Source organism: Rhizobium sp. BK491 (assembly GCF_014194925.1).
Classification (GTDB): Bacteria; Pseudomonadota; Alphaproteobacteria; order Rhizobiales; family Rhizobiaceae; genus Rhizobium.
Genome location: NZ_JACIAR010000005.1, coordinates 275,885 through 299,972, shown reverse-complemented (window position 1 = coordinate 299,972; position 24,088 = coordinate 275,885). Strand labels below are relative to the sequence as shown.

The following is a 24,088-nucleotide window of genomic DNA, read 5'->3' as shown; positions in this document are numbered from 1 at the left end:
CTAAAATGGACAAAATTTAATGCCCATACCAAATTCCTAAGCGGCACGATGCAAGCTAAGGTCGCGCCATGAATAGCGGGAGATCGTCGATCACCCCGGGATTTGAAGAGGTGGGTGAATGGCTCGGACGTTTCGGGTCGTCGTTTGGTTGGCAGTGATCGGCGCCGTCGGGTATGGCGCCTATGTGACCCGCGATCGTTGGCTTGGGCCCGCGGAGAAGCTGCTTGGCTACCAAAATGCCGCAGCACCGGGAGAGCAAGCCCAGGACGGACGCCGTGGTGGCCAAAGGCAGGGTGGCAGCGGTGGCGGACGGCGCAGCATGTCGCAGTTCAATGGACCGGTTCCGGTGCTCGCCGCGGATGCGACGACGGCCGATGTCCCTGTCTATATCAACGGCGTGGGCTCGGTGAAGGCCCTGAATGCCGTGACGGTGCGCGCGCAGGTCAGCGGACGAATCGTCGAAATCAATTTCGTCGAGGGCCAGGACATCAAGAAGGGCGATATCATCGCCCGCATCGACGATTCCGTCTATAAGGCGCAGCTCGACCAGGCGATCGCCAAGAAGGCGCAGGACGAAGCTTTGCTCGCAGGCGCCCAGCGCGATCTCGCCCGCTATCAGATGATGGTGAAGAGCGCGTCCGGCACGCAGCAGCAGGTCGACACGCAGACCTCGTTGGTGGCGCAATATACCGCGCAGGTCCAGGTGGATGTGGCGGCGATCGAAAGCGCACAGGCGACGCTCGATTATACGACGATCAGGGCGGCCTTCGATGGGCGCACCGGCATCCGTAACGTCGATATCGGCAATCTCGTCAGCTCCGGCGATACGACCGGTATCGTCACGCTTTCGCAGATCAAGCCGATCTCCGTGCTGTTTTCCATTCCACAGCAACAGCTTGCCCGCGTTAACGCGGCAAGCGCGGCCGGAACGCTTTCCGTCCAGGCTTTGGGCAACGACGGCGAGACGGTGGTCGACAATGGTTCGCTTGGTGTGGTCGACAATCAGGTTGACCCCACCACTGGCACTGTCAGGCTGAAGGCGAATTTCCCGAACGACAAGCTGGCGCTCTGGCCCGGCGCCTTCGTCAATGCCCGATTGCTCGTGGAGACGCTGAAGGGCGTCACCGTCATCCCGAGCGGCGCCGTCCAGCGCGGGCCGAACGGCACCTTTGTCTATATCATCAGTCAGGATCAGACCGTCGCGATGAAGCCGGTGAAGGTGCGCCAGCAGGACGATACGCTTGCCGTCATCGCGGAGGGTGTGGCGCCCGGCGACAAGGTGGTGACGACCGGTTTCGCCCGGCTGCAGAATGGATCGAAGGTGCAGATTTCAGCCAATCCGGATCAGGCGTCGCCGGCTGCTCCGTCAACCGATAATAAAGGCCAGCCCGTCGCGGAGAACGATTCGCAGAATGGCGGTGCCGGCACAGCGAATGCGAGCGAGCGCCCGCATCGTCGGCACAACGGCCAAGGTGGAACCGGTGGCCAGGGCGAGCAGGGCAGTGCCGGCGGGCATAATGGCCATCGCGGCCAGGATGGTCAGCCTGGCGCCGGCGGCGAGCAGGGTGCGGATGCGGGCAGCGGCTCGGCCTCCAACAATTCCTCCGGCACGCCGACGCAACAACAATGAACGTCTCGTCGCTCTTCATCTCCCGGCCGATCGCCACCTCGCTCCTCGGGGTGGCGGTGCTGTTGGGTGGCATTCTCGGCTTTCTCTTCCTGCCGGTCGCGCCGCTGCCGCAGGTGGATTTTCCGACGATCCAGGTGACGACGCAGCTTCCGGGTGCCGATCCCGATACGATGGCGGCGCTGGTGACGGCACCTCTGGAGCGGCCACTCGGTCAGATTCCGTCGTTGGCGTCGATGACCTCATCGAGCGCCTTCGGCATCAGCCAGATTACCCTCCAGTTCGATCTCGGCCGCGATATTGATGGCGCTGCACAGGACGTTCAGGCAGCAATCAACGCTGCCGGATCGACCTTGCCGCGCACGCTTCCCTATCCGCCGACCTACTCGAAGGTGAACCCGGCCGATACGCCGATCGTGACGTTGGCGCTGCGCTCCAACAGCTATTCGATCCGCGAACTCAGCGACTTTGCCGATACGATGATGGCGCAGCGCCTGAGCGAAGTCTCCGGTGTTGGCGACGTCAACATCCAGGGCGGCGTCAAACCCGCCATCCGCATCCAGGTGGACCTGCCGCGTCTCGCTTCCTATGGTCTCGCCCTTGAGGACATCCGCACCGCCATCACCAATGCCAGCGTTGCCGGCGCGAAGGGTTCGCTCGACGGCACGCAACAGAGCTTCACGCTTGCCGCCAACGACCAGATCGTCGATCCGAACGTCTATAAATCGGTCATCGTCGCCTACCGCAACAGCGCGCCGGTGCAATTGAAAGACGTCGCAACGGTCGTCGAGGGGCTGGAGAATAATCGTGTCGGCGCCTGGTATCAGGGCCAGCCCGCCGTCATTCTCGATATCATGCGCCAGCCGGGCGCCAACGTCATCCAGACGGTCGAGAACGTCCTGAAGCAGATCCCGAAGCTGAAGCAGGCGATGCCGGCCGGTATTTCGCTTGATATCGTCAATGACCGCACCGAGACGATCCGCGCCTCGATCCATGACGTGCAGTGGACGCTGGTCATCAGCATCGGCCTCGTCATCCTGGTCGTCCTGCTTTTCCTGCGGACGATGACGGCGACCTTTATTGCCGGCGTCGCCCTGCCGCTGTCGCTGATCGCAACCTTCGGGGTGATGTGGTTCGCCGGCTTCAGCCTCGACAATCTCTCGCTCATGGCGCTCACCATAGGCACCGGCTTCGTCGTCGACGACGCCATCGTGATGATCGAGAATATTGCCCGCCATATCGAAGAGGGCGAAAACCCGATGCAGGCGGCGCTGAAGGGCGCCGGCGAAATCGGCTTCACGATCATTTCGCTCACCGTCTCGCTGGTCGCCGTCTTCATTCCGCTGCTGTTCATGACCGGCATTGTCGGCCGTATGTTCCGGGAATTCGCACTGACGCTCACCATTGCCGTCGTCGTGTCGGCCGTCGTCTCGCTGACGCTGACGCCGATGATGTGCGCGCGCATCCTGCGCAAGCCGAAAGAGCATCAGGGCGGCTTTCTGGCCGGGGCCGACCGTTTCACCGACTGGATGGTCGAGGGCTATCGGCGCAGCCTTGTCTGGGCCGTGGATCGCAGCCGTCTCATGCTGCTGGTGACGGTGGTGACGCTGGCTGCGACGATCGCCCTTTATGTCGTCATTCCCAAGGGCTTCCTGCCGGCGCAGGATACGGGTCTCATCACCGCCGTCATCGAGGCCGAGCCGACGACCTCCTTCGAGACCATGAAGCAGATCCAGGCTGATGTGACCGACCGGCTGCGCAAGGACCCGGATGTCGCCGGCGTCGTTGCCGTCATAGGCGCCAGCGCCAGCAACCTGACGCTGAACACCGGCAACCTCAGTCTCGTGCTGAAGCCGCGGAACGAGCGTAATGCCTCCGCCGATCAGATCATCGACAGGATGCGCGGCGAGGTGACGGGCTTACCCGGCATCCACGTCACCTTCCAGAGCGTTCGCGATATTTCGATCAGCACCAGGGCCAGCCGTGCGCCCTATCAATATACGCTAACGGGCACGGACACGAACACGGTGGTCGACTGGTCGCAGAAGCTCGCCCAGCGCCTTCAGGAAAGCCCGAAGCTCATCGATGTCTCTTCCGAGGTCGAGATGGGCGGCGGGCGCATCTTCGTCGATGTCAATCGCGAAACCGCCTCTCGGCTCGGCGTATCGATGCAGGCCGTCAGCGATACTTTGAATGATGCCTTCGGCCAGCGGCAGATCGCAACGATCTATGGCCAGGCCAACCAGTATCGCGTCATCCTTGAGGCTGCGCCGCAATATCAGTCCGACCCGAAATCGCTCGACAAGCTTTATGTCGCCGGTGCCAGCGATACCCAGGTGCCGCTCAATGCCTTCACGACGGCGAGTTTCACGACCGCGCCGCTGGTCATCAGCCATGACGAGCAGTTTCCGGCCGTGACGCTCAGCTTCGACCTCGCCAAGGGCGCGTCGCTCAGCGATGCCGTCGCCGAGATAAAGGCGGCGGAACGGGATATCGAGATGCCCGACAATATCCAGCGCAAATATTCCGGCGATGCCGAGGAATTTGCCTCGTCGCTGGCGGGCGAGCCCTGGCTGATCCTCGCGGCAATCGTGACGATCTACATCGTGCTCGGCCTGCTCTATGAAAGCGCCGTGCATCCGGTGACGATTCTTTCGACGCTGCCTTCGGCTGGCGTCGGCGCGCTGCTGGCGCTGATGCTGTTCGGGCAGGATCTCTCGATCATCGCGTTGATCGGCATCGTGCTCCTGATGGGTATCGTCAAGAAGAATGCGATCATGATGATCGACTTCGCGCTAGAGGCGGAGCGCAAGGAAGGCCTGGAGCCGCGCGAGGCCATTCTGAAAGCCTCTATCCTGCGTTTCCGGCCGATCATGATGACGACGCTCGCGGCACTCTTCGGCGCCTTGCCGCTGGCGCTGGCGCAGGGTACGGGTGCGGAGTTGCGCATTCCGCTCGGAATCACCATTATCGGTGGTCTCGTGCTTTCGCAGCTCCTGACGCTCTATACGACGCCGGTGATCTATCTCGCCTTCGAGCGGCTGCGCGCCAAGGTCGTCGGCCGCACCAGCGGCACGCCGAGCGCCGAGATGAATGAATTGGCGGGTGGCGAGAGATGAACATCTCCGAGCCGTTTATCAAACGCCCTGTCGGGACGACGCTTCTGGCGATCGGGCTGGTGATCCTCGGCATCGTTGCCTATCGCTTCCTGCCGGTTGCAAGCCTGCCGACGGTGGATTTGCCGACCATTGTCGTTTCTTCAAGCCGTCCTGGGGCCGATCCGGCCAGTATGGCGGCGAGCGTGGCCGCTCCGTTGGAGCGTCATCTTGGGACTATTGCCGGCGTCACTCAAATGACGTCCGTCAGCTCGCTCGGATCGAGCACGATCATCATCCAGTTCGACCTGTCGCGCAGCGTCGATGGTGCCGCGCAGGATGTGCAGGCGGCATTGAACGCGGCTGCGACGGACCTGCCCGGCGACCTGCCCACTCTCCCGTCCTTCCGCAAGATCAACCCGGCTGCGGCCCCCGTTCTCATCCTGGCGCTGACCTCGGACAATGTCTCTCCGAGCGCCATCTATGATGCAGCCGATACCGTGGTGGTGCAGCGCATTTCGCAGGTGGACGGCGTCGGCGGTGTGACCGTGAGCGGAGCAGACCAGCCCGCCATCCGCGTCCGGCTGGATCCGGACCGGCTTTCGGCCATGGGCCTCTCGCTCGATGCGGTCCGTACAGCGATCGTCAATGCCAATGTGCTCGGCCCCTTCGGCTCGATCGACGGTGCGGGCGGCGCTTTCTCAGTCGCCGTCAACAGCCAGTTGAAGACGCCGGAAGCGTTCGGGCGGATTGTGGTGCGCAGTGGCGACGGCACGGCGGTTCGCCTTTCGGATATCGCCACTGTCGAGCCGGGTGTGCGCAATAGCCGCTCGGATGCCTGGTACGACGGCAAGCCGGCCGTGCTGCTCAACATCACCAAGCAGGCGGATGCGAACGTCATCGCCACCGTCGATGCCGTCAAGCAGCTGATCCCGGAGCTACAGCGGCTCATTCCTGCCGGGGTGAATGTTTCCATCCTGTCCGACCGCACCACCACGATTCATGCAAGCGTCACCGATATGCAATGGACGCTGCTTGCCACTATCTGCCTGGTCATGGCCGTTGTCTTCGTCTTCCTGCGACGAGCAACGCCGACCTTTGCCGCGGGTGTGACGGTGCCCCTGTCGCTTGCCGGCACTTTTGCCGCGATGTGGCTTTTCGGACTGTCGATCGACAATCTCTCCCTCATGGCGCTTGCCGTTTCCGTCGGCTTTGTCGTCGACGATGCCATCGTCATGATCGAGAACATTTATGCCAATCTGGAAGCCGGCATGAAGCCGATGCGGGCGGCGCTCGAAGGCGCCAAGCAGATCGGCTTTACCGTCATTTCCATCAGCCTGTCGCTGCTTGCCGCCTTCATCCCGCTGTTCTTCATGGGCGGTATCGTCGGCCGGTTCTTTCAGACCTTCTCGCTGACGCTCGGCTTCACTATCGTCGTTTCGACACTGGTGTCCCTCACGCTGACGCCGATGATCTGCGGCCATCGACTGCGTCAGCACGATATCGATGCCCGGCCCGGCCCGTTCGGACGTATCGTCGAAGGCACGCTTAGCGCCGTTACGGGCTTTTACGGCCGCACCCTGCGGGCGGTGCTGCATCACCGCCTCCTTTCGGTCGTCGTCATCATCGCCTGCGTGGTCATGACGGGCTATCTCTACGTCAAGGTTCCAAAGGGCTTCATTCCGCAGGACGACACCGGCTTTATCCAGGGCGGGACGCAGGCCGCGACCGATATCTCCTATCCGGCCATGGTAAAGCTCCAGCAGCTGGCGGCGGATATAGTTGCCAAGGACCCGGCGGTGTCGGGTGTCGGCTCTTCCGTCGGCGGGGGCGGCTTTTCCAGCTCCGTCAATCGTGGCCAGCTTTTCATCTCGCTGAAACCGGAATCGGAGCGTGCGCCGACCGCCGATGTCATAGACCGGCTCCGCAAGCAGTTGATGGCGGTTCCCGGCCTCAGCACATTCCTGTTTTCGCCGGGCGATATCCGCGCCGGCGCGCGTCAGTCGCAATCGCAATATCAATTCACGATCTGGGGTGCGAATTACGACGAGCTGGTGGAATGGGCGCCTAAGGTTTTGGAACGTCTGCAGGCTCTTCCAGGATTGACCGATGTTGCCACCGACAGGCAGCCCAACGGCCTGCAGGCGACCGTCAATATCGATCGCACCCTCGCTTCCCAGCTCGGCGTCAACATCCAGTCCATCGATTCCGCGCTCAACAATGCTTTCGCGCAACGGCAGATCTCTACGATCTATACGCAGCGCAACCAATATCGTGTCGTATTGGAGGCGAATCCCGACTATGCGCTCGATCCCCACGATATTTCCAAGCTCTACGTGCCCGCCGCCGGCGGCACGCAGGTGCCGTTGAGCGCGGTGGCGTCAATCGACCGGACGCTCGCGCCGCTGGTGGTCAATCACCAGGGTCAATATCCCGCCGTGACGATTTCCTACAATCTGGCGCTCAATACGCCGCTGCAGGTGGCGAACGATGCCATCCAGAAAGCCGTGCTCGACATGCATCTGCCCGATACGCTGCATGCGGATTTCGCCGGCGATGCCGCAAGCGTTACCCAGTCGTCCGGCAGCCAGCCGCTCCTGCTCCTGGCGGCATTGCTGACGGTCTATATCGTTCTCGGCATTCTCTATGAAAGCCTGGCACATCCGCTGACGATCATCTCGACGCTGCCTTCGGCCGGTCTCGGCGCGCTGCTGGCGCTCGCCATCAGCGGCACGGAGCTGACGATCATCGCCTTCATCGGCATCATTCTCTTGATCGGCATCGTCAAGAAGAACGGCATCATGATGGTGGATTTCGCCCTGCAGGGCGAGCGCACGCTCGGCTTGCCTTCGGAAGAAGCCATCTATCAGGCATGCCTCAAGCGTTTCCGCCCGATCTTGATGACGACGCTCGCCGCGCTGATGGGCGCCATCCCGTTGATCATTGCAACAGGGCCCGGTGCGGAGCTGCGCCGGCCGCTTGGGATTACCATCGTCGGCGGCCTCGTCGTGTCGCAGGTGCTGACGCTCTATACCACGCCGATCATCTACCTGATGCTTGCCAAGCTGCACGCAAAATGGTCGCCGAAACCGCAGACTGCAGCCTCGGAACCGCCAATATCTCCGCTATCAATTTGAGTGCTTAGCGGACGGACCGGATCAGCCCTGATAGTCCCACGGGTTGACGATAGCTATTCCTGTATCCAGGAAATCCGACACGTTGCGTGTTGCAAGCACTGCTCCTCGCGACGCTACAATTGCGGCGATCTGAGCATCGAACTGGGTGATTGGTTTGCCGGCCCGACGCCGCGATGTTGCAATGAAAGAATATGCGCCCGCGGCTTCACTATCGAAGGGAAGAACTCTTCCGGCGAAATCCTCTTCGAAGATCGGGAGAATGGCAGCCTCCAATTCGCTTCGGCGTCGGCTCGCGGGCAGCAGCCGGAGGCTGTAAAGGATTTCCGCCTCTGTCGTTGCCGTCGTAAAGATGGCGAGAGGAGGCTGGGCAGCGAGCCAAGCTTCAACTACCTGCGATGGCGATGGCGCCAATAGTTCCGAAATGACATTCGTGTCGAGAATGATCATGGATCGAGATCGACCGGGCGGATTAGTTCACGTGGGGCAATATCCAGTACGACCCCACCGCTTGCAGTCATACGACGACGAATTGTCTCGGCTAAATTGGGATGACGCTTTTCTTCCGTCGATAAGGCCGCTCGCAGAATATCTCGCGCCTCATCCTCCATCGATCGCCCATGCGCGGCAGCGCGAATGCGCAGCCGGGTCTTTAGATGATCATCGATGTTGCGGATCGTCATACTGGCCATAGAAATGTCCTGTCATCAATGATTGCATATCAATCATTGATGACAGATCTGGCAAATCAAGACCAAGCAGCCGATCCGTGATCGAGATTTCAACCACCCGCTCTCTTTTTCGCGAGAGCGAGTGGAGAGGTCCTAATGCGCCACGTCAGGGTTGGCGGACTCCGGCGCTGCCGTCGACTTAACCGTACCCTTGAAGACACGGCGCACCGAGACGAAGAGCAGCGGGATGAAGAAGACGCCGAGCACGGTAGCCGAGATCATGCCGCCCATGACGCCGATACCGATCGAGTTCTGGCTGCCGGAGCCGGCCCCGTTGGCGATCGCCAGCGGCATGACGCCAAGGATGAAGGCGAGCGAGGTCATCAGGATCGGCCGCAGGCGCTGGCGCGATGCTTCCAGCGTGGCGTCGATCAGGTTTTTGCCCTGGTTCTGCTGCTCGATGGCGAATTCGACGATCAGGATGGCGTTCTTCGCCGCCAGACCTATGGTCGTCAAGAGGCCGACCTTGAAGTAGACGTCGTTCGATTGTCCGAACAGGGTTGCAGCCAGGAGCGCACCGAAGATGCCGATCGGCACCGACAGCATGACGGCGAGGGGGATCGACCAGCTCTCATAGAGGGCGGCGAGTGCCAGGAACACCACCAGGATGGAGATGGCGTAGAGCTGGGTCGCCTGGTTACCCGAGAGCTTTTCCTGGGCCGAGAGGCTTGTCCATTCGTGGCTGAAGCCCTGCGGCAGGGTCGCCATGATCTTGTCGATCTCATTCATGGCGTCGCCCGAGGAGACGCCCGGCGCGGCCGCGCCCTGGATTTCGACGGCGGAGGAGCCGTTATAGCGCTCCAGGCGCGGCGAACCGTAATTCCATTCACCGTTCGAGAAGGCCGAGAAGGGCACCATGTCGCCGCTGGAATTGCGCACGTACCAGCGACCGAAATCCTCGGGCTGCATGCGGAAATCCTTGTTGGCCTGAACATAGACGGGCTTCACACGACCGCGGTCGATGAAGTCGTTGACATAGGTGCCGCCCCAGGCGGTCGACAGGGTCGAGTCGATATCGGCCAGGCTGATATTCAGAGCGCTCGCCTTTTCCTCGTCGATGTTCAAGGAGAATTGCGGCGTATCTTCCTGGCCGTTCGGACGGGTGCCGGCAAGCTTCGGATTCTTGCCGGCAGCCCCGAGCAACTGATTGCGGGCAGCGATCAGTGCCGCGTGACCGGCACCGTTGATGTCCTTGATGAAGAAGTCGAAGCCGCTCGAGCTGCCGAAGCCGGGGATGGCCGGCGGCGCCAGCGCAAAGACATTGCCGTCCTTGATTTTCGAGAAAGCACCCATCGCGCGGCGTGCGATCGCTTGCGCCTTGGATTGCGGCGTCTTGCGCAGGTCGAAGTCCTTCAGCCTCACGAAAACGAGGCCAACATTCTGGCCCTGACCGCTGAAGCCGAAGCCGGCGACAGCGAATGCGCCTTCGACATAGTCCTTTTCGGTGTTGAGGTAATAGTTCCTCACCTGGTCGAGCACGGCCTTGGTGCGTGAATCCGTGGCGCCCGGCGGCAGCTGAATGGCGGTCAGCAGGATGCCCTGGTCTTCATCCGGCAGGAAGGAGCTCGGCAGGCGGTTGAACAGAGCAGCAACGGCACCGCCGATAAGGACGAATATCAGCAGGAAGACGATGCTGAGGCGGATCATGCCGTGAACGCCGCGCTGGTAGCGATGCGTTGCCCGCTCGAAGTTGCGATTGAACCAGCCAAACAGACCGCGCTCTTTGGCGCCATGCTTGGGCTTTCTCAAAAGGGTGGCGCAAAGGGCGGGCGTCAGGATAAGAGCAACGATGACGGACAGCACCATCGCGGAGACGATCGTCACCGAGAACTGCCGGTAGATGACACCGACCGAACCGGAGAAGAAGGCCATCGGGATGAACACGGCCGAAAGCACGGTGGCGATACCGATCAGCGCGCCGGTGATTTCCTGCATCGACTTGATCGTGGCCTCGCGCGGCGACAGTCCCTCCTCCTCCATCACGCGCTCGACATTCTCGACCACCACGATGGCATCGTCGACCAATAGACCGATGGCGAGCACCATGCCGAACATGGTCAATGTGTTGATGGAATAGCCGAACAGCGCCAGCACGCCGAAAGTGCCGAGAAGCACGACCGGGACGGCGAGCGTCGGGATGAGCGTGGCGCGGATGTTCTGCAGGAAGACGAACATGACGATGAAGACGAGTACGATGGCTTCGAACAGCGTCTTGACCACGTCCTCGATCGACAGCTTCACGAAGGGCGTCGTATCGTAGGGATAGACGATCTCCACATTCGGCGGCAGCGTCTGGCTGAGATTGTTGATGGTCGTGCGGACCGCTTCCGCCGTGTTGATGGCGTTGGCGCCCGAGGCCAGCATCACCGCCAGGCCGGCGGAGGGATGACCGTTATAGGTACTCGACGTCGTGTAGCTCTTGGCGCCGAGTTCGACGGAGGCGACGTCATTCAAGCGAACCAGCGAACCGTTCGGCTGGCTCTTGAGGATGATGTTGTTGAACTGCTCGGGCGTCTGCAGACGGCTCTTGGCTGTGACGGTCGCATTGAGCTCCTGGCCCTTGCGCTGCGGCAATGCACCGAGCTGGCCGGCCGAGACCTGCGAGTTCTGGGCCTGGATGGCAGAGACGACATCCGACGTCATCAGCTGGTATTTGGCGAGCTTGTCCGGATCGACCCAGATGCGCATGGCGTAGCCGGAACCGAAGATCTGCGTGTTGCCCACGCCTTCGATGCGCTTCAGCGTGTCGTTGAGGGTGCTGTCGACGTAGTCGGCAAGGTCGTTCGAGTTAAGCTTGCCGTCGGTCGATACGAAGCCCACGACCATCAGAAAGTTCGACGTCGACTTGGAAACCACGATACCCGTGGATTGCACGGTCTGCGGCAGCTGCGCGGTGACGAGTTGCAGCTTGTTCTGCACCTGCATCTGCGCAACGTCGGGATCGGCCTTGTTGGTGAAGGTCAATGAAATCGAGGCCTGACCCGTCGAGGTCGAGGTCGAGGTCATGTAGTCGAGATTGTCGATGCCCGTCATGCCCTGCTCGATGACCTTGGTCACCGAGTTTTCGACGGTTGCCGCGTCAGCCCCGGAATAGGTGGCGCTGATGCTGACCGTCGTCGGCGCGATTTGCGGATATTGCGAAATCGACAGGGTGAAGATCGAAAGTGCGCCCGCCAGCATGATGACGATGGCGATCACCCAGGCAAAGATCGGCCTGTCGATGAAAAAACGAGACATCGTCTAACCTCACTTCTGGACGCCGGAGGCGGCTTTGATATCGGTCTTCTCCAGCCCGGCCTGCTCGGCAGACGGCTTGCCATCGGCGGCTGCCTGCTTCACTTCGCCGGTCGCATCGTCGATCGTTACCGGAGACACCGTAACTTCCTGACCGTCGCGGACGCGCTGAACGCCTTCGACGATTACGCGATCGCCGTCGGCGACGCCCTGGTTGACAAGCCAGCTATTGCCGATGCTGCGTTCCACCTTCAACACCCGCTGCTGTACCTTGCCCTCCGCAGTCACGAACATGGCGATCGGTTCGCCCTTCGTGTTGCGGGTCACGGCGCGCTGCGGCACCACGAAGCTGTTTTCGGCAATGCCTTCCTGAATGGTGGCGCGAACATACATGCCCGGCAGCAGGATGCGATCCGGATTGGGGAAGACAGCGCGCACGGTGATTGTGCCGACCGTTTCCGCAACGGAGGATTCGGCAAACTGCAGCGTGCCGGTTTCCTTGTATTGGCTGCCGTCTTCGAGCGTCAGGTGAACCGAAACATTGTTGCCGCTGGTCTTCAGCCGACCTTCCGCGACAGCGCGGCGAAATTCGAGCAGGTTGGTGCTCGACTGCGTGACATCGACATTGATCGGATCGAGCTTACGGATGGTTGTCAGCGCCGTCGTCTGATCGGCGGTGACGAGAGCGCCGACCGTGACCGTGGAGGCATCGACGCGGCCGGCGATCGGCGCGCGCATCTTGGTGTAGTCGAGATTGATGCGCGCCGTTTCCAGCGCGGCCTTTGCGGATGCCACGTCCGCGTTGGCCTGCGCCAATGTGGAAACCGCGTCGTCGAGGTTCTGCTTGCTGACCGCATCCTGCTGGGTGAGGCTCTTGTAGCGATCGACCTTCGACTGGGCACTCGGCAAGGCGCCTTGGGCCTTTTGCAAGGCCGCGGCGGCGCTGTCATAGGATGCCTGGTAAGAGGACGGATCGATCTCGTAGAGGACGTCGCCTTCCTTGACTTCGCTGCCTTCCTTGAAATTGCGGCTGCGGATGATGCCGCCGACTTGCGGGCGCACTTCGGCGACAAGATAGGCGCTGGTGCGCCCAGGCAGTTCGGCGGTGATGGCGACGGATTGCGGATGCAGCGACATCGCGCTGACTTCTGTCTTTACGACCGGCGCATTGTTCTGCGCGGAATTCTGCTGGTTGCAGCCGGCCAGTAACATCGCAGCGATCAATCCTGCGGCGGTCAGCGACGAGCGGCCGGCTGAAAGGCGGTTGGATGTCGGCGGATATACGAGTGCAGAAGTGGGAGGAGCGAGCTTTCGCACGTTGCTATTTCCTGTTGCCTTATTTATAGTACCAAGTCGTACCGAAAATATTTATACAGCGTCAAATGTCAATCGTATTCGGTTGTTGGGGTCAATTCGGTGTGCTGACAAAGGAACGAACAGCCAAGGCCGACCAGGCTGCCACGCGCCGCCCGCGCGGTCGTCCGAAAACCGTGAGCGACGATGAGCGCCGCGCTGAGATCGTCAGAGAGGCGCGAGCGATCTTCTACGAACTCGGATATGCCGGTACAACCATGGATTTGGTTGCCACGCGATGCCGGATTTCGAAGCAGACCCTCTATAGGCTGTTTCCGAGCAAGACCGATCTGTTTGTGGCCATCATCGCCGAGCATCGCGCATCCATGCTGGCCTTGCCGCGGCCAGACGATGAGAACCTGCCGTTCGACAAGGCGCTCGAGCAGATATTCATGATCGATATCGATGAAGATCAGGAGCGTGAACGGGACGCTTTTATTCATCTCGTCATCAGTGAATCGCAACAATCTCCGGAGATCGCGATGTTGCTGCATACTTACGGCGGCAAGCAATCGCAGCTGATGTTGGCGGATTGGCTTCTTGAGCAGCAGCGGCGCGGAGTGATCGAGATTGCCGATGCGGCAAGCGGGGCGCGTATGCTGATGAGCATGATCTTCGATGCTATGATCTCGAGGCCGGGCCGTCCGAAGGATTGGACGGACCGCGAAATGCGGCTGCGCCATCTGCGTCATTGCATCGCAATCTTTACTGCCGGCGTCCGGCCGCGCAAGGACGGCTGCTAAACCGCGCCGCTAGAGCGTTTCCACTTTTCTTTGAATCGCGAAAACGCTCTATGCTCTTATTTCCCAACGCATTCCTGACGGAAAACCGCTGCGCACTTTTCCTGGAAGTGCTTTAGCTTCCACCCGGTATACGACAACCTCGTCGTCCTGACGGTCGCCTCATAAGAAAAATGCCGATATGGCCTGGGGAGCCATACCGGCATCATTTCGTATCCGGCAAAGGCCGGAATTATTTAAATTCAGTGTGCCACCACTTTTGCTGTGTCCGTTCCCGTTTCGAACAAGGGATTGGGCAAGCCATTTTCATACATTTCCTGCAACACGGCCCCGAGTGCCAAGTCCAGGCACCAGACCGGGAATTCAGCGTTCAGGTTTTTGGCGCTTTGCCGTGCATAGGTGATGAGCCGAGCGATTGATGCCAGTTCCTTGAGCGAATCAGGATCCTGGTATGCTGCGTCGATCGGAAGTGCTGATGTCATTTCGTACCCTCTATTGCCCCCGTTCCCGGCAGACGAATCGTGTCTGGCCGGGAACATGAGCAAACCGTAACGAAAGTTTTGCAGGTTGGCGCGTGACATGCAGCGTGACACGACGCTTGGTTGCGGCAAATTCCGCTCTTACCGCCTCCAAAGGTCAGGCACGGAGAAAATCGCAACGAGGCACATCTTGGCGTCGATCGCTTGACTGGCCAGACCGGCCCGCACCGCAGTTGTTGGCGATAATTCTGTGCCGGCCCAAAGCAGCAACTTTCGGCCTGCCTCGGATTGACGGCATCGTTATTCTCGCGGGAGCGGCAGCCTTAGTTGCGCAGGCCGACTGACGCGTCCGCTGCATGCGGAATATGATTTGGCAGAACGTCGGAAGCGTTTGCCAATGACTTGATCAACGTCAGCACGGACTGGCGAATGCTGGGATCGTTGATCTTCATGAACGCCTTGTTGAGGCTGAGGCCCTCTTTCGATGTCAGGAAGTCCGACAGATCTTCCAGACCATTGATCGCGCCGAGGCCATCGGTGTTCAGCGGCTGCGAATTATCCTGCTGGAAGAAGAAGGCAACCGGTACCGCCAGCACGCCGGCAATCGCCTGCAGCCGGCTGGCGCCGATGCGATTGGTGCCCTTTTCGTATTTCTGCACCTGCTGAAACGTCACGCCGATCTGTTCGGCAAGCCGCTCCTGACTCATGCCAAGCATGAGACGACGCGTGCGCACGCGAGAGCCAACATAGGCATCGATCGGATTCGGTACTTTTGCACTCACGGCGCAATCTCCTTATCACTTAGGGGCTGGTGGAAACACCATGCTCGTACCCTTCTCGCGAAGGGACGCGTCCTTCATCTGCCCGCAAAATGTGCGTTAAATATGAGTGTAACTCAACTAAAAGTCTTTTGCTGCAAAGTTTATAATCCGCCCCCGCATAAACCTCAGAAAAGGTGATTCGCGTCAATGCGGATTGAAAATGGAGGATGGCTTGCAATTGTAGACGCGGCAGAGCGGGTTATCCCTGGTGGGAACATAAGTGCGGCTGGCATAGTCGGAGATGCCGCATTGCCCGCGGCCGGCCACATAGCGGTCGTAAAGAACGGGGCCGCCTCGGGACGAAGGATAGCGCAATATTACCGCCCGTTCGGCTGCGATAAGCTGCTGCACCGATGCGCAGGTCTTGCCGAGCGACTCGTAGCGGGAAATCGCCCATGCCGGCCCGGCTACCGTGATCGTCATTAGGACAAGGGCTGCGGCAATGGTCCTCATCGGTGATCCCTCCCAGCGAAAGCGTTCCATCTTAGATAGTCGCGATGCGGGAAATGCCAAGGTGGAGGAATGCTTCCCGTTGTACGGAAATCGGGCGTTCCGTCGCCGCTGCGGAAAACCGCAGACATTCGAAGCCAACAGGCGATAGCCAAGAACTTCCTTTCAGTTCAATGAAAGGTTGGGCGTGCATGTCTCTCCTGCTTCAGGAGGAAGCGCGTGCCGTGCCGTTGTCAATCGGCGCCGGTACACAATTGGAGAGGAGAACTTCATGCGTGCATCCAGCATTCTTAGATATTCGACGGCTTTTTCCATTGCGATAGCCGCAGCCGGATTTGCCGCCACTGCCGCCAACGCCGCTGACAAGATTTCCATCATGGTGGGCGGTTACGAAAAGCAGATCTATCTGCCGGCCAAGCTTGCCGAAGGGCTTGGCTATTTCAAGGAGCAGGGGCTTAACGTCGAACTTCTCAATGAGCCTGCAGGCGTTGATGCGGAAAACGAAATGCTCGCAGGCGCCGTCCAGGGCGTCGTCGGCTTCTACGACCATTGCATCGACCTTCAGGGCAAGGGCAAGTTTGTCGAATCCGTCGTGCAGTTCAGCCAGGCGCCGGGCGAAGTCGAGCTGGTGTCGGCCAAGCATCCGGAAATCAAATTCCCCGCCGATTTCAAGGGCAAGAGCCTCGGCGTCACCGGCCTTGGTTCCTCGACCAACTTCCTGACGCAGTATCTGGCCATCAAGGCCGGCCTGAAGCTGGGGGAATTCACCTCCGTTCCGGTTGGTGCCGGTCAGACCTTTATCGCCGCCATGCAGCAGGATGCCATTCAGGCCGGCATGACGACGGAGCCGACGGTCTCGCGTCTCCTGAAGACCGGCGAAGCCAAGGTTCTCATCGACATGCGCACGATGGCCGGAACGAGGGCCGCCCTGGGTGGGACCTATCCTGCTGCGTCTCTTTATATGCAGGAGTCGTGGGTCAAGGATCACAAGGAGGAGGTGCAGAAGCTTGCGAATGCTTTCGTCAAGACGCTGCATTTCATCAACTCGCATTCAGCCGCCGAGATCGCCGACAAGATGCCGAAAGACTTCTATGTCGGCGACAAGGAAGGCTATGTGAAGGCGCTTGAAAACGGCAAGGCGATGTTCACGCCCGATGGCGTGATGCCGGAAGACGGTCCGAAAACCGTTCTTGCCGTGCTTTCCGAGTTCTCCAAGAACGTACAGGGCAAGGCGATCGATCTGTCGAAGACCTACACGACGGAATTCGTCAAAAACGCCAAATAGTGCGCCGTAGCGTTTCCGGCGCCGGCGGCATATCGAGCCGCCGGCGTCCGCGTTAATAAAATCGCAATGTTCCCTCGCAGGGTTGCGCACTGAAAGCTGACTGAAAGGTTGCCCGCGCTAGCCTCGTTGAGCTTCGTGGAGGAAGCGCCTTTCCAGAGCGTCGTGTGGCGCAAGAATAAAACAGGAGGAGACATTGATGCGTCCATCGCGCACGTTTTTTCATACCATAGCCCTTTCCCTCGTCATGACAGCTGCTTCCCTTGCAGCCACGGCCGCCAATGCTGCCGACAAGATTTCCATCATGGTGGGCGGCTACGAAAAGCAGATCTATCTGCCGGCCAAGCTTGCCGAAGGGCTCGGTTACTTCAAGGATGAAGGCCTCGAGGTCGAGCTTCTCAACGAATCCGCCGGCGTCGATGCCGAAAACCAGCTGCTGGCAGGCGCCGTTCAGGGCGTCGTCGGTTTCTACGACCACTGCGTCGACCTGCAAGCCAAGGGCAAGTTCATCAAATCGGTCGTGCAGTTCAGCCAGGCGCCCGGCGAAGTCGAGCTGGTTTCGGCCAAATATCCCGATATCAAGTCCTTCGCCGACCTGAAGGGCAAGCGCGCCGGCGTCACAGGCCTCGGCTCGTCGACGAACTTCCTGACGCTTTACATGGCGTCGAAGGCTGGCCTCTCGCCGGCTGACATCACGCCTGTTCCGGTCGGCGCCGGTCAGACTTTCATCGCCGCCATGCAGCAGGACGCCATCCAGGTGGGCATGACCACCGAGCCGACGATTTCGCGACTGCTCAAGACCGGCGAAGCGAAGATCCTCGTCGATCTGCGCACGCTGAAGGGCACCGAAGAGGCGCTCGGCGGTACCTATCCGGCGGCCTCGCTCTATATGGATGCCGCATGGGTCGACGCTCATAAGGAAGAAGTGCAGAAGCTCGCGAACGCTTTCGTCAGGACGCTGCGCTTCATCCATACGCATTCCGCCGCTGAAATTGCCGAGAAGATGCCGAAGGACTTCTACGTCGGTGACAAGGACGGCTACATCAAGGCTCTCGACGCCGGCAAGGAAATGTTCACCGCCGACGGCGTGATGCCGGAAGATGGTCCGAAGACCGTTCTCGCCGTGCTCTCGCAGTTCTCCAAGAACGTCAAGGGCAAGACAATCGACCTGTCGAAGACCTACACGACGGAATTCGTGAAGAACGTCAAGTAAACAGTCAGAACGCCGCTTCCGGCCAGTTTTCAGGCAGGTTCCGGAAGCGGCAGTTCAAGAGACTTTGCAGTTCCACTGGGCTTTGCGTGCACGCCCCAAAGGCACGCGTCAGGATCAGCACCATGCAACAGGATGAAAGCCGCACCCCGGCGATAGAGCTCATCAATGTCAGCCGCCGTTTCGTATCGCCGACCGGCAAGTCGCTGACCGCACTGCGCGATTTCAACATGACCGTCGAGCGCGGCGAATTCGTCGCCGTTGTCGGGCCGACGGGCTGCGGCAAGTCGACGACGCTCAACCTCGTCACCGGCCTTGCCAAGCCGAGCGCCGGCGAAGTCCGCCTGATGGGTGGCCCGGTCAACGGCATCGACCGGCGCGTCGGCTTCGCCTTCCAGACGGATGCGCTCTTCCCCTGGCAGAATGTCATCGAAAACGTCATGGCCGGCCCGCTGTTCCGCGGCAAGTCGAAGGCCGAGGCCGAGAAGATGGCCAAGGACTGGCTTGCCCGTGTCGGTCTTTCCAAGTTTCTGCATCACTATCCGCATCAGCTCTCGGGCGGCATGCGCAAGCGCGTCTCGCTGGCGCAGACCTTCATCAACGAGCCGGAAATCCTGCTGATGGACGAGCCCTTCTCGGCGCTCGACGTGCAGACCCGCACGGTCATGCATGAAGAACTGCTGAAGCTCTGGGCCGAACGCCAGGCTTCCGTCGTCTTCGTGACGCACGATCTCGAAGAAGCCGTTGCGCTCGCCGACAAGGTCTATGTGCTGACGGCCGGCCCGGCGACGGTCAAATCGGTCTACACGATCGACCTGCCGCGCCCGCGCGTCGTCTCGGAGATCCGCTACGAGCAGAACTTCATTGATTATTGCAAGACGATCTGGGACGACCTGCGTGAAGAGGTCGAAACCAGCTATCGCCGTGCCGCGGAAGCGGCATAAGGGAGGATTGATCATGGCAAATACAGCTCTCGAAGCAGGCAATGCTCCAATCTTCCGCGCCGGCACCTCGGACGCGGAAATCGAAGCCGCAGCGCTGAAGGCGCTCGCTCATCGCAAGTATGTCGTCAAGGCATGGCAGATCGGCATTTTGCTTGCCATCCTCGGCCTCTGGCAGCTCGCCTCCGACCTGCACTGGATCGATCCGTTCTTCTATTCGAGCCCGTACGGGATCGCACTGCGCCTCTGGGAGTGGATCACCGAGGGTACCGAGAGCGGCTCGCTCTGGTATCACCTCGGCGTCACCATGGAAGAAGCTCTGATCGGCTTCATCATCGGCTCGGTGACCGGCGTCCTTGTCGGCGTCGCCCTTGGCCGCAACAAGCTGGCTTCCGACATCCTCTCGATCTACATCAAGGCGATCAACTCGATCCCGCGCGTCGTTCTCGCGCCGATTTTCGTAATGATCATGGGTCTCGGCCTGGCGTCGAAGGTGGCGCTGGCCTTTATCATGGTGTTCTTCGTCGTGTTCGCCAATGCCTTCCAGGGCGTTCGCGAAGCCGACCGCAACATGATCGCCAATGCCCGCATTCTCGGCGCTTCCAACTGGCGGGTGACCCGCAACGTCATCCTGCCGTCAGCAATGAGCTGGATTTTTGCAAGCCTGCATATCTCCTTCTCCTTCGCCATCATCGGCGCGATCGTCGGTGAGTTCGTGGGATCGCTGGCCGGCATCGGCTACCTGATCTCGATCGCCAAGGGCACCTATGATGCCGCCGGCCTCTATGCCGCGATCATCCTGGTGATGGTCGTCACGCTCGGCGCCGAATATGTGATGACGCTCATCGAAAACCGCATCACCCGCTGGCGTCCGCAGCAGAGCCTCGACACGCACTAAGCGTTGATTTTCTGGTACCTCCCAAGGCCAGGGGCCGGGCGTTTCGCCCGGCCTTTTTTGTGTCGACGTAGAGACTCCCTCTCCCCGCAGGCGGGGAGAGGGGACTATCCCGCAATTGCTGCACTTGCCGACCAAAGACAGCGAACTAACTTCGCCCTTCAAACAGCCGGCAGCCGCACGCGGACCAGCAGGCCGCCACCCATCGCCTCGTCAAGCATGACAGAGCCGCCGGCGCCGTCGACGACTTCGCGGACGATGGCGAGACCGAGGCCACTTCCCTCTGGCTCCGTGCCCATGATGCGATAGAAGCGCTCGAAGACCTGGGCGCGTTCCGCTTCGGGGATGCCCGGTCCGTTGTCCTCGACCCATAGCAGAGCCGTATCGCCGTCGCGGCCGACTCCCACCGTCACGCGACCGCCCGCCTGCGTGTAGCGCAGTGCATTATCGACGAGATTGACCAGCATTTCACGCAGCATGGTGCCGTCGCCCTCGATATGAACCGCCGTATCATCCGCCTCGAGCCCGAGATCGATATTGCGGCGCAGGGCTTCCTCGGCGAGGGTTTCCAGCACACGCCGGGCGGTTTCCGCCAGATCGATGGTGTCGTTTCGCGGTCGGCGGCTGCCGGGTTCGGCACGCGAGAGTGTCAGAAGCTGGCTCGCAAGCCGCGTTACCTGTCGCGTGCTCGAACGCAATGCGGTCAGCGCCTCGTCACGCCTGTTATTGTCCGTTTCGCGTGCAGCAAAACTTGCCTGGGTCGAGATCAGGGCAAGCGGTGTCCGCAGTTGATGAGCGGCGTTCGAGACGAAGCGGCGCTGCGCCGCCATCTGGTTCTGCACCCGCTCCATGTGATCATTGAGGGCGTGGACGAGCGGCCGAAGCTCGTTCTGCACCATGTGAGGGTCCAGCGGATCGAGACGCTGGCGGCCACGCTCGCGCACGGCGTCGCGCAGGCGCAGCACGGGCGCAAGTCCGCGCTGCAGGCCGATGATGGTGACGAGCCCGGCAAGCAGGACAAGCGCGAGCTGCTTGGTGAAATCGGACAGCCACAGCCTGCGGCGCATGGCATATTGGCTGTTATGAGTAACAGCAACGGCGACGGAAATCGTGCTGTCCTGATCAAGGCCAACAACCGGGTGGCTCAGCATGAGTACACGCACGCCGTCGGTCCGAAACGTCATGTCCTCGCCGATCAGATCCCGCTTCGGCCGTGGCAGATCGGGAAAACCGGCGATGAGGCTCCCCCATGCCGTGACCACCTGATAAAAAACGCGGTCGCCATAGCCGGTATCGAACATTTCCAGCGCAGCCGGGGGAATATCGATCTGCACGGTGCCGCTTCCGTCGACATGCGTCGCTTCCGCGATGACGCGGGCGGAGGCGAGCAGCGTACGGTCGGTGACAAGATCGGCCGTCGCATCGGCGGAACGGAAGCTTAGATAAAGGTTGATGCAGATCGCGCCGATCAGGGTCAATACGACCCAGGCAAACAGCTGCGCGCGAAGACTGCTCGCTACCCCGCCGAGGGTGCGGCTTACAAGGCCTTTGGATGGTGCAGCCTCATCATTGCGCATGGCGAAGGAGGTAACCCAGGCCGCGCAGCGTTGCGATCTGCACGGAACTGCCTTCAAGCTTCTTGCGGACGCGATGCACATAGATCTCGATGGCGCTGGTGTCGGCGAGATCGTCAAAACCGAAGACGCTTTCCGAGAGCGTCGCCTTTGTAACGGTCGTGCCTGCCTTCATGATCAGGTGTTCGAGCACCGCGTGCTCGCGCGGTGTCAGCGCCAGGGATTCTCCGGCCAGAGAGAATTGCCGCGTGCCGCCATCGAACACCAGGTCGCCGACGGCGATCTCCGGCGCGGCGCGGTCGTGACCGCGGCGGACGGCCGCGCGTATGCGCGCTTCGAGCTCGGCAATTTCGAAGGGCTTCGCCAGATAATCGTCGGCGCCGCTGTCGAGGCCGGCAACGCGGCCGTCGAGGCTGGCATTGGCCGTCAGGATGATGACCGGCACCTTGTTGCCGCTCTGGCGCAGTCGCTTCAGCAGAGTTAACCCGTCCATCTTCGGCAGCGACAGATCGAGGATGACGATGGCGTAAGCTGCGACTTTCAGCATGTGCTCGGCATCTTCGCCATCATAGGCGATATCGACGACATACTGCGCCTGACGCAGCGCCTTGCCGAGCCAGGACGCCAGTTCGCGGTTGTCTTCGACGATCAGGAGCCTCATGGCGCGACTATACAGCAAGTGTCGGATATGGCGAATATTTCCGGCGGTTTTCCAGCCTGTACGTCATCGGTTGGCGAGCCGCAAACCCATCTCCCGGACCTCTCGCAAATAGACCTTGCGCGCATAGGGCGGGGTCAGATTGTGGTCAGCTTCGGGAATGACGGTGAGGCGTATGTCCGGAAAATGCTTTAATCCGACACCGTTCTCGCCGAACTCGTCATGCAGATGATCGAGCCCGATATCGTGGGCGCTGTAGATCAGGGACATATCGACGCCACGCTTGGCAAGCGTGCGGAAACCACCCAGCACAGGTCCTTGAGCCGCAGCGAAGATGGGGAACGCACCGAGCAGGTGGCGTACCGTTCGTATCGCCCGCCGACCGAGCCCGGTCGCCATGTTGCATATGGCGCTCCTTGCATCGACTTGGCCGCCGAAGAGCCGCTTCAGCGTTTCCATCTGCAGGAGTTTGCGCCCATAAGTTTCCAGCGAACGGGGAGCAAAGCGCAGGGCTTCATCGACCGATCGGCTCTCGTCCCAATGGAAGCTGTAGGGATTGACGGTGATGAGGCCGCGGCAGCGCGTATCGCGCAATGCTGCCTGAAAGGCGAGATAGCCACCGCTGCAACGCCCGACCACATAGGTTGGTAGTAGAGCCCGTCTCTCCAGCAGGTCCAGTGCCTCTGCGACATCGAGATGCTGTTCGCGGGAATAGAGCACCTGCTCGGGGGCGCCGGAAAGCGGCGGGCTGTCGCCGACATTGGCCGTATCGAAACGCAGCGAGGCAATGCCGTCGCCGGCAAGCGAGCGCGCCATGGTGACCGACATACGACCCCAGCCGGCGTGCCTGTCATAGGCCGTCGTAAGGAGCAGCGCGGTCGCGCCGGTGCGCACACCTTCGGGCTCGCAGAGAATGCCGAACAGGCGGTTGTCCGCGCCGAAACGCAGCGGCGTTTCGCGAAAGCCTTCGCCGATGAGAGGTTCCGCGAGGGGCGGCGTAAGTTCGGTCGATGTGGCCTCACCGGTTTTAGCGGCTACCGACTGCACCCATTCGACTATTTTCCGGCCGGTTTCGGTCGGCATGGTGGCGATGGTCGGGTTCGAGACGAGATCGTCGTAACCTTCGTAGGAAGTTTCAGTGACCTCGGGGCCGAGCGTTTCGAGATGGTGCGCGAAGTCGGAGTCTCCGGGGCGGCCCGGGCGCGTCAGCACCAGGCAATTCGGCGTCGCGAGCCGATCCAGTGTCATGAGGTTCAGCTTCTTCACTGCATCGGCCGCGCTATCGGGCATCCGGAGGCTTGCGACGGTGACGCCCTCCGTCTGGCGCTGCGCTTCGGCAAGCCCCATGCTCTCATCGATCATCTTCGACCAGACGGTCAGTTCGCGAAGATAGGCACGACCTGAGACGACGGGTGCAAGAAAGGCGATGCCGTCGATGCCGGCAAGCCGCTCGGCGAGAGCGGCGGCGATGGTTCCGCCAAGCCCTTGGCTGACGAGGATCAGCCGCTCGCAGCCGGAAAGCGCCTTCAGCTTTGCTGCTGCCGCGAGAGCGGTTTCATGCCACGGCTCCAGACCTTTGCCTTCATCGGTCAGATCAAGCGCATCGCCCGTGCCGGCGTAATCGAAGCGAAGGCTCGATATGCCGATATCGGCGAGATCCTCAGCCAGAATCCGCCAGAACTTGCGGACGCACATCTCCTCGAAACCCCAGGGGCTGAGAAACAAGACAGCGCTACCGCGCGAGGGTGTGACGGCTGATGTAAACAAGCCGACCGTGCCGGCAAAGGTTACCGGGATGGCTGCGGATCTTGTCTGCCCTTGCTTGCCCTGCTTTTCGGCGGCTCCCCAACCAGCCATGCTAGTC

Annotated in this window: 18 protein-coding genes; 8 read left to right on the top strand and 10 right to left on the bottom strand. The window is 60.9% G+C overall.

The window, feature by feature from the left end:
* Window positions 1–118: 118 nt before the first annotated feature.
* From FHX05_RS23245 to FHX05_RS23235, 3 genes are read left to right on the top strand one after another with little or no spacing between them, the layout of a single operon-like run.
* Complete coding sequence (locus tag FHX05_RS23245) at window positions 119–1,630, top strand: efflux RND transporter periplasmic adaptor subunit (RefSeq protein WP_183874784.1); 1,512 nt, start codon at window positions 119–121, stop codon at window positions 1,628–1,630.
* Complete coding sequence (locus tag FHX05_RS23240; protein ID WP_183874782.1) at window positions 1,627–4,746, top strand: efflux RND transporter permease subunit; 3,120 nt, start codon at window positions 1,627–1,629, stop codon at window positions 4,744–4,746. The genes FHX05_RS23245 and FHX05_RS23240 overlap by 4 nt, the downstream gene beginning before the upstream one ends.
* On the top strand, window positions 4,743–7,859 hold the full coding sequence (locus tag FHX05_RS23235; RefSeq protein ID WP_183874781.1) for an efflux RND transporter permease subunit: 3,117 nt from the start codon (window positions 4,743–4,745) through the stop codon (window positions 7,857–7,859). Before FHX05_RS23240 ends, FHX05_RS23235 begins: the two co-directional genes overlap by 4 nt.
* A gap of 21 nt (window positions 7,860–7,880) precedes the next feature.
* Here FHX05_RS23235 and FHX05_RS23230 read toward each other — a convergent pair whose 3' ends face one another.
* The 4 genes from FHX05_RS23230 to FHX05_RS23215 all read right to left on the bottom strand — a co-directional run bounded on the left by FHX05_RS23230 (window position 7,881) and on the right by FHX05_RS23215 (window position 13,033).
* A complete protein-coding gene (locus FHX05_RS23230; protein WP_112606634.1) occupies window positions 7,881–8,306 on the bottom strand; it encodes a type II toxin-antitoxin system VapC family toxin in 426 nt (141 codons plus the stop codon).
* Complete coding sequence (locus tag FHX05_RS23225) at window positions 8,303–8,548, bottom strand: plasmid stabilization protein (RefSeq protein ID WP_183712571.1); 246 nt, start codon at window positions 8,546–8,548, stop codon at window positions 8,303–8,305. The genes FHX05_RS23230 and FHX05_RS23225 overlap by 4 nt, the downstream gene beginning before the upstream one ends.
* Before the next feature lie 132 nt (window positions 8,549–8,680).
* Window positions 8,681–11,824 carry an efflux RND transporter permease subunit gene (locus FHX05_RS23220; RefSeq protein ID WP_183874779.1) on the bottom strand — a complete coding sequence of 1,048 codons (3,144 nt, stop codon included), beginning with the start codon at window positions 11,822–11,824 and terminating at the stop codon, window positions 8,681–8,683.
* 9 nt (window positions 11,825–11,833) lie between these two features.
* On the bottom strand, window positions 11,834–13,033 hold the full coding sequence (locus tag FHX05_RS23215) for an efflux RND transporter periplasmic adaptor subunit (RefSeq protein WP_183874938.1): 1,200 nt from the start codon (window positions 13,031–13,033) through the stop codon (window positions 11,834–11,836).
* Between the two features lie 170 nt (window positions 13,034–13,203).
* On the opposite strand from FHX05_RS23215, the gene FHX05_RS23210 reads away from it, so the two are divergent.
* Entirely contained in the window at window positions 13,204–13,917 is a 714-nt protein-coding gene (locus FHX05_RS23210; RefSeq protein WP_246699055.1) for a TetR/AcrR family transcriptional regulator, read from the top strand.
* A 239-nt stretch (window positions 13,918–14,156) separates the two neighbouring features.
* Here FHX05_RS23210 and FHX05_RS23205 read toward each other — a convergent pair whose 3' ends face one another.
* The 3 genes from FHX05_RS23205 to FHX05_RS23195 form a co-directional block, all read right to left on the bottom strand.
* Window positions 14,157–14,396, bottom strand: coding sequence for a hypothetical protein (locus tag FHX05_RS23205; RefSeq protein ID WP_112336496.1), 240 nt, complete (start codon window positions 14,394–14,396; stop codon window positions 14,157–14,159).
* 320 nt (window positions 14,397–14,716) lie between these two features.
* Complete coding sequence (locus tag FHX05_RS23200) at window positions 14,717–15,175, bottom strand: helix-turn-helix transcriptional regulator (protein WP_015341544.1); 459 nt, start codon at window positions 15,173–15,175, stop codon at window positions 14,717–14,719.
* 183 nt (window positions 15,176–15,358) lie between these two features.
* A complete protein-coding gene (locus FHX05_RS23195) occupies window positions 15,359–15,667 on the bottom strand; it encodes a hypothetical protein (protein ID WP_183874775.1) in 309 nt (102 codons plus the stop codon).
* A 268-nt stretch (window positions 15,668–15,935) separates the two neighbouring features.
* On the opposite strand from FHX05_RS23195, the gene FHX05_RS23190 reads away from it, so the two are divergent.
* The 4 genes from FHX05_RS23190 (at window position 15,936) to FHX05_RS23175 (ending at window position 19,995) form a co-directional block, all read left to right on the top strand.
* The gene (locus FHX05_RS23190; RefSeq protein ID WP_183874773.1) at window positions 15,936–16,949 is read left to right on the top strand and encodes an ABC transporter substrate-binding protein; all 1,014 of its coding nucleotides are present in this window, start codon (window positions 15,936–15,938) and stop codon (window positions 16,947–16,949) included.
* A 196-nt stretch (window positions 16,950–17,145) separates the two neighbouring features.
* A complete protein-coding gene (locus tag FHX05_RS23185; protein WP_183874771.1) occupies window positions 17,146–18,159 on the top strand; it encodes an ABC transporter substrate-binding protein in 1,014 nt (337 codons plus the stop codon).
* A gap of 122 nt (window positions 18,160–18,281) precedes the next feature.
* Window positions 18,282–19,100, top strand: a complete 819-nt coding sequence (locus tag FHX05_RS23180) for an ABC transporter ATP-binding protein (RefSeq protein ID WP_112336261.1) — start codon at window positions 18,282–18,284, stop codon at window positions 19,098–19,100.
* Between the two features lie 13 nt (window positions 19,101–19,113).
* Window positions 19,114–19,995, top strand: coding sequence for an ABC transporter permease (locus FHX05_RS23175; protein WP_183712565.1), 882 nt, complete (start codon window positions 19,114–19,116; stop codon window positions 19,993–19,995).
* A 158-nt stretch (window positions 19,996–20,153) separates the two neighbouring features.
* On the opposite strand, the gene FHX05_RS23170 is transcribed toward FHX05_RS23175, so the two are convergent.
* From FHX05_RS23170 to FHX05_RS23160, 3 genes are all read right to left on the bottom strand, one after another.
* On the bottom strand, window positions 20,154–21,569 hold the full coding sequence (locus FHX05_RS23170) for a sensor histidine kinase (RefSeq protein ID WP_183712563.1): 1,416 nt from the start codon (window positions 21,567–21,569) through the stop codon (window positions 20,154–20,156).
* Window positions 21,559–22,227: a response regulator gene (locus tag FHX05_RS23165; RefSeq protein ID WP_015341537.1), complete on the bottom strand. Its 669-nt coding sequence runs from the start codon at window positions 22,225–22,227 to the stop codon at window positions 21,559–21,561. The genes FHX05_RS23170 and FHX05_RS23165 overlap by 11 nt, the downstream gene beginning before the upstream one ends.
* 63 nt (window positions 22,228–22,290) lie before the next feature.
* Window positions 22,291–24,081: an alpha/beta fold hydrolase gene (locus tag FHX05_RS23160; RefSeq protein ID WP_183874769.1), complete on the bottom strand. Its 1,791-nt coding sequence runs from the start codon at window positions 24,079–24,081 to the stop codon at window positions 22,291–22,293.
* Window positions 24,082–24,088 lie beyond the last annotated feature (7 nt).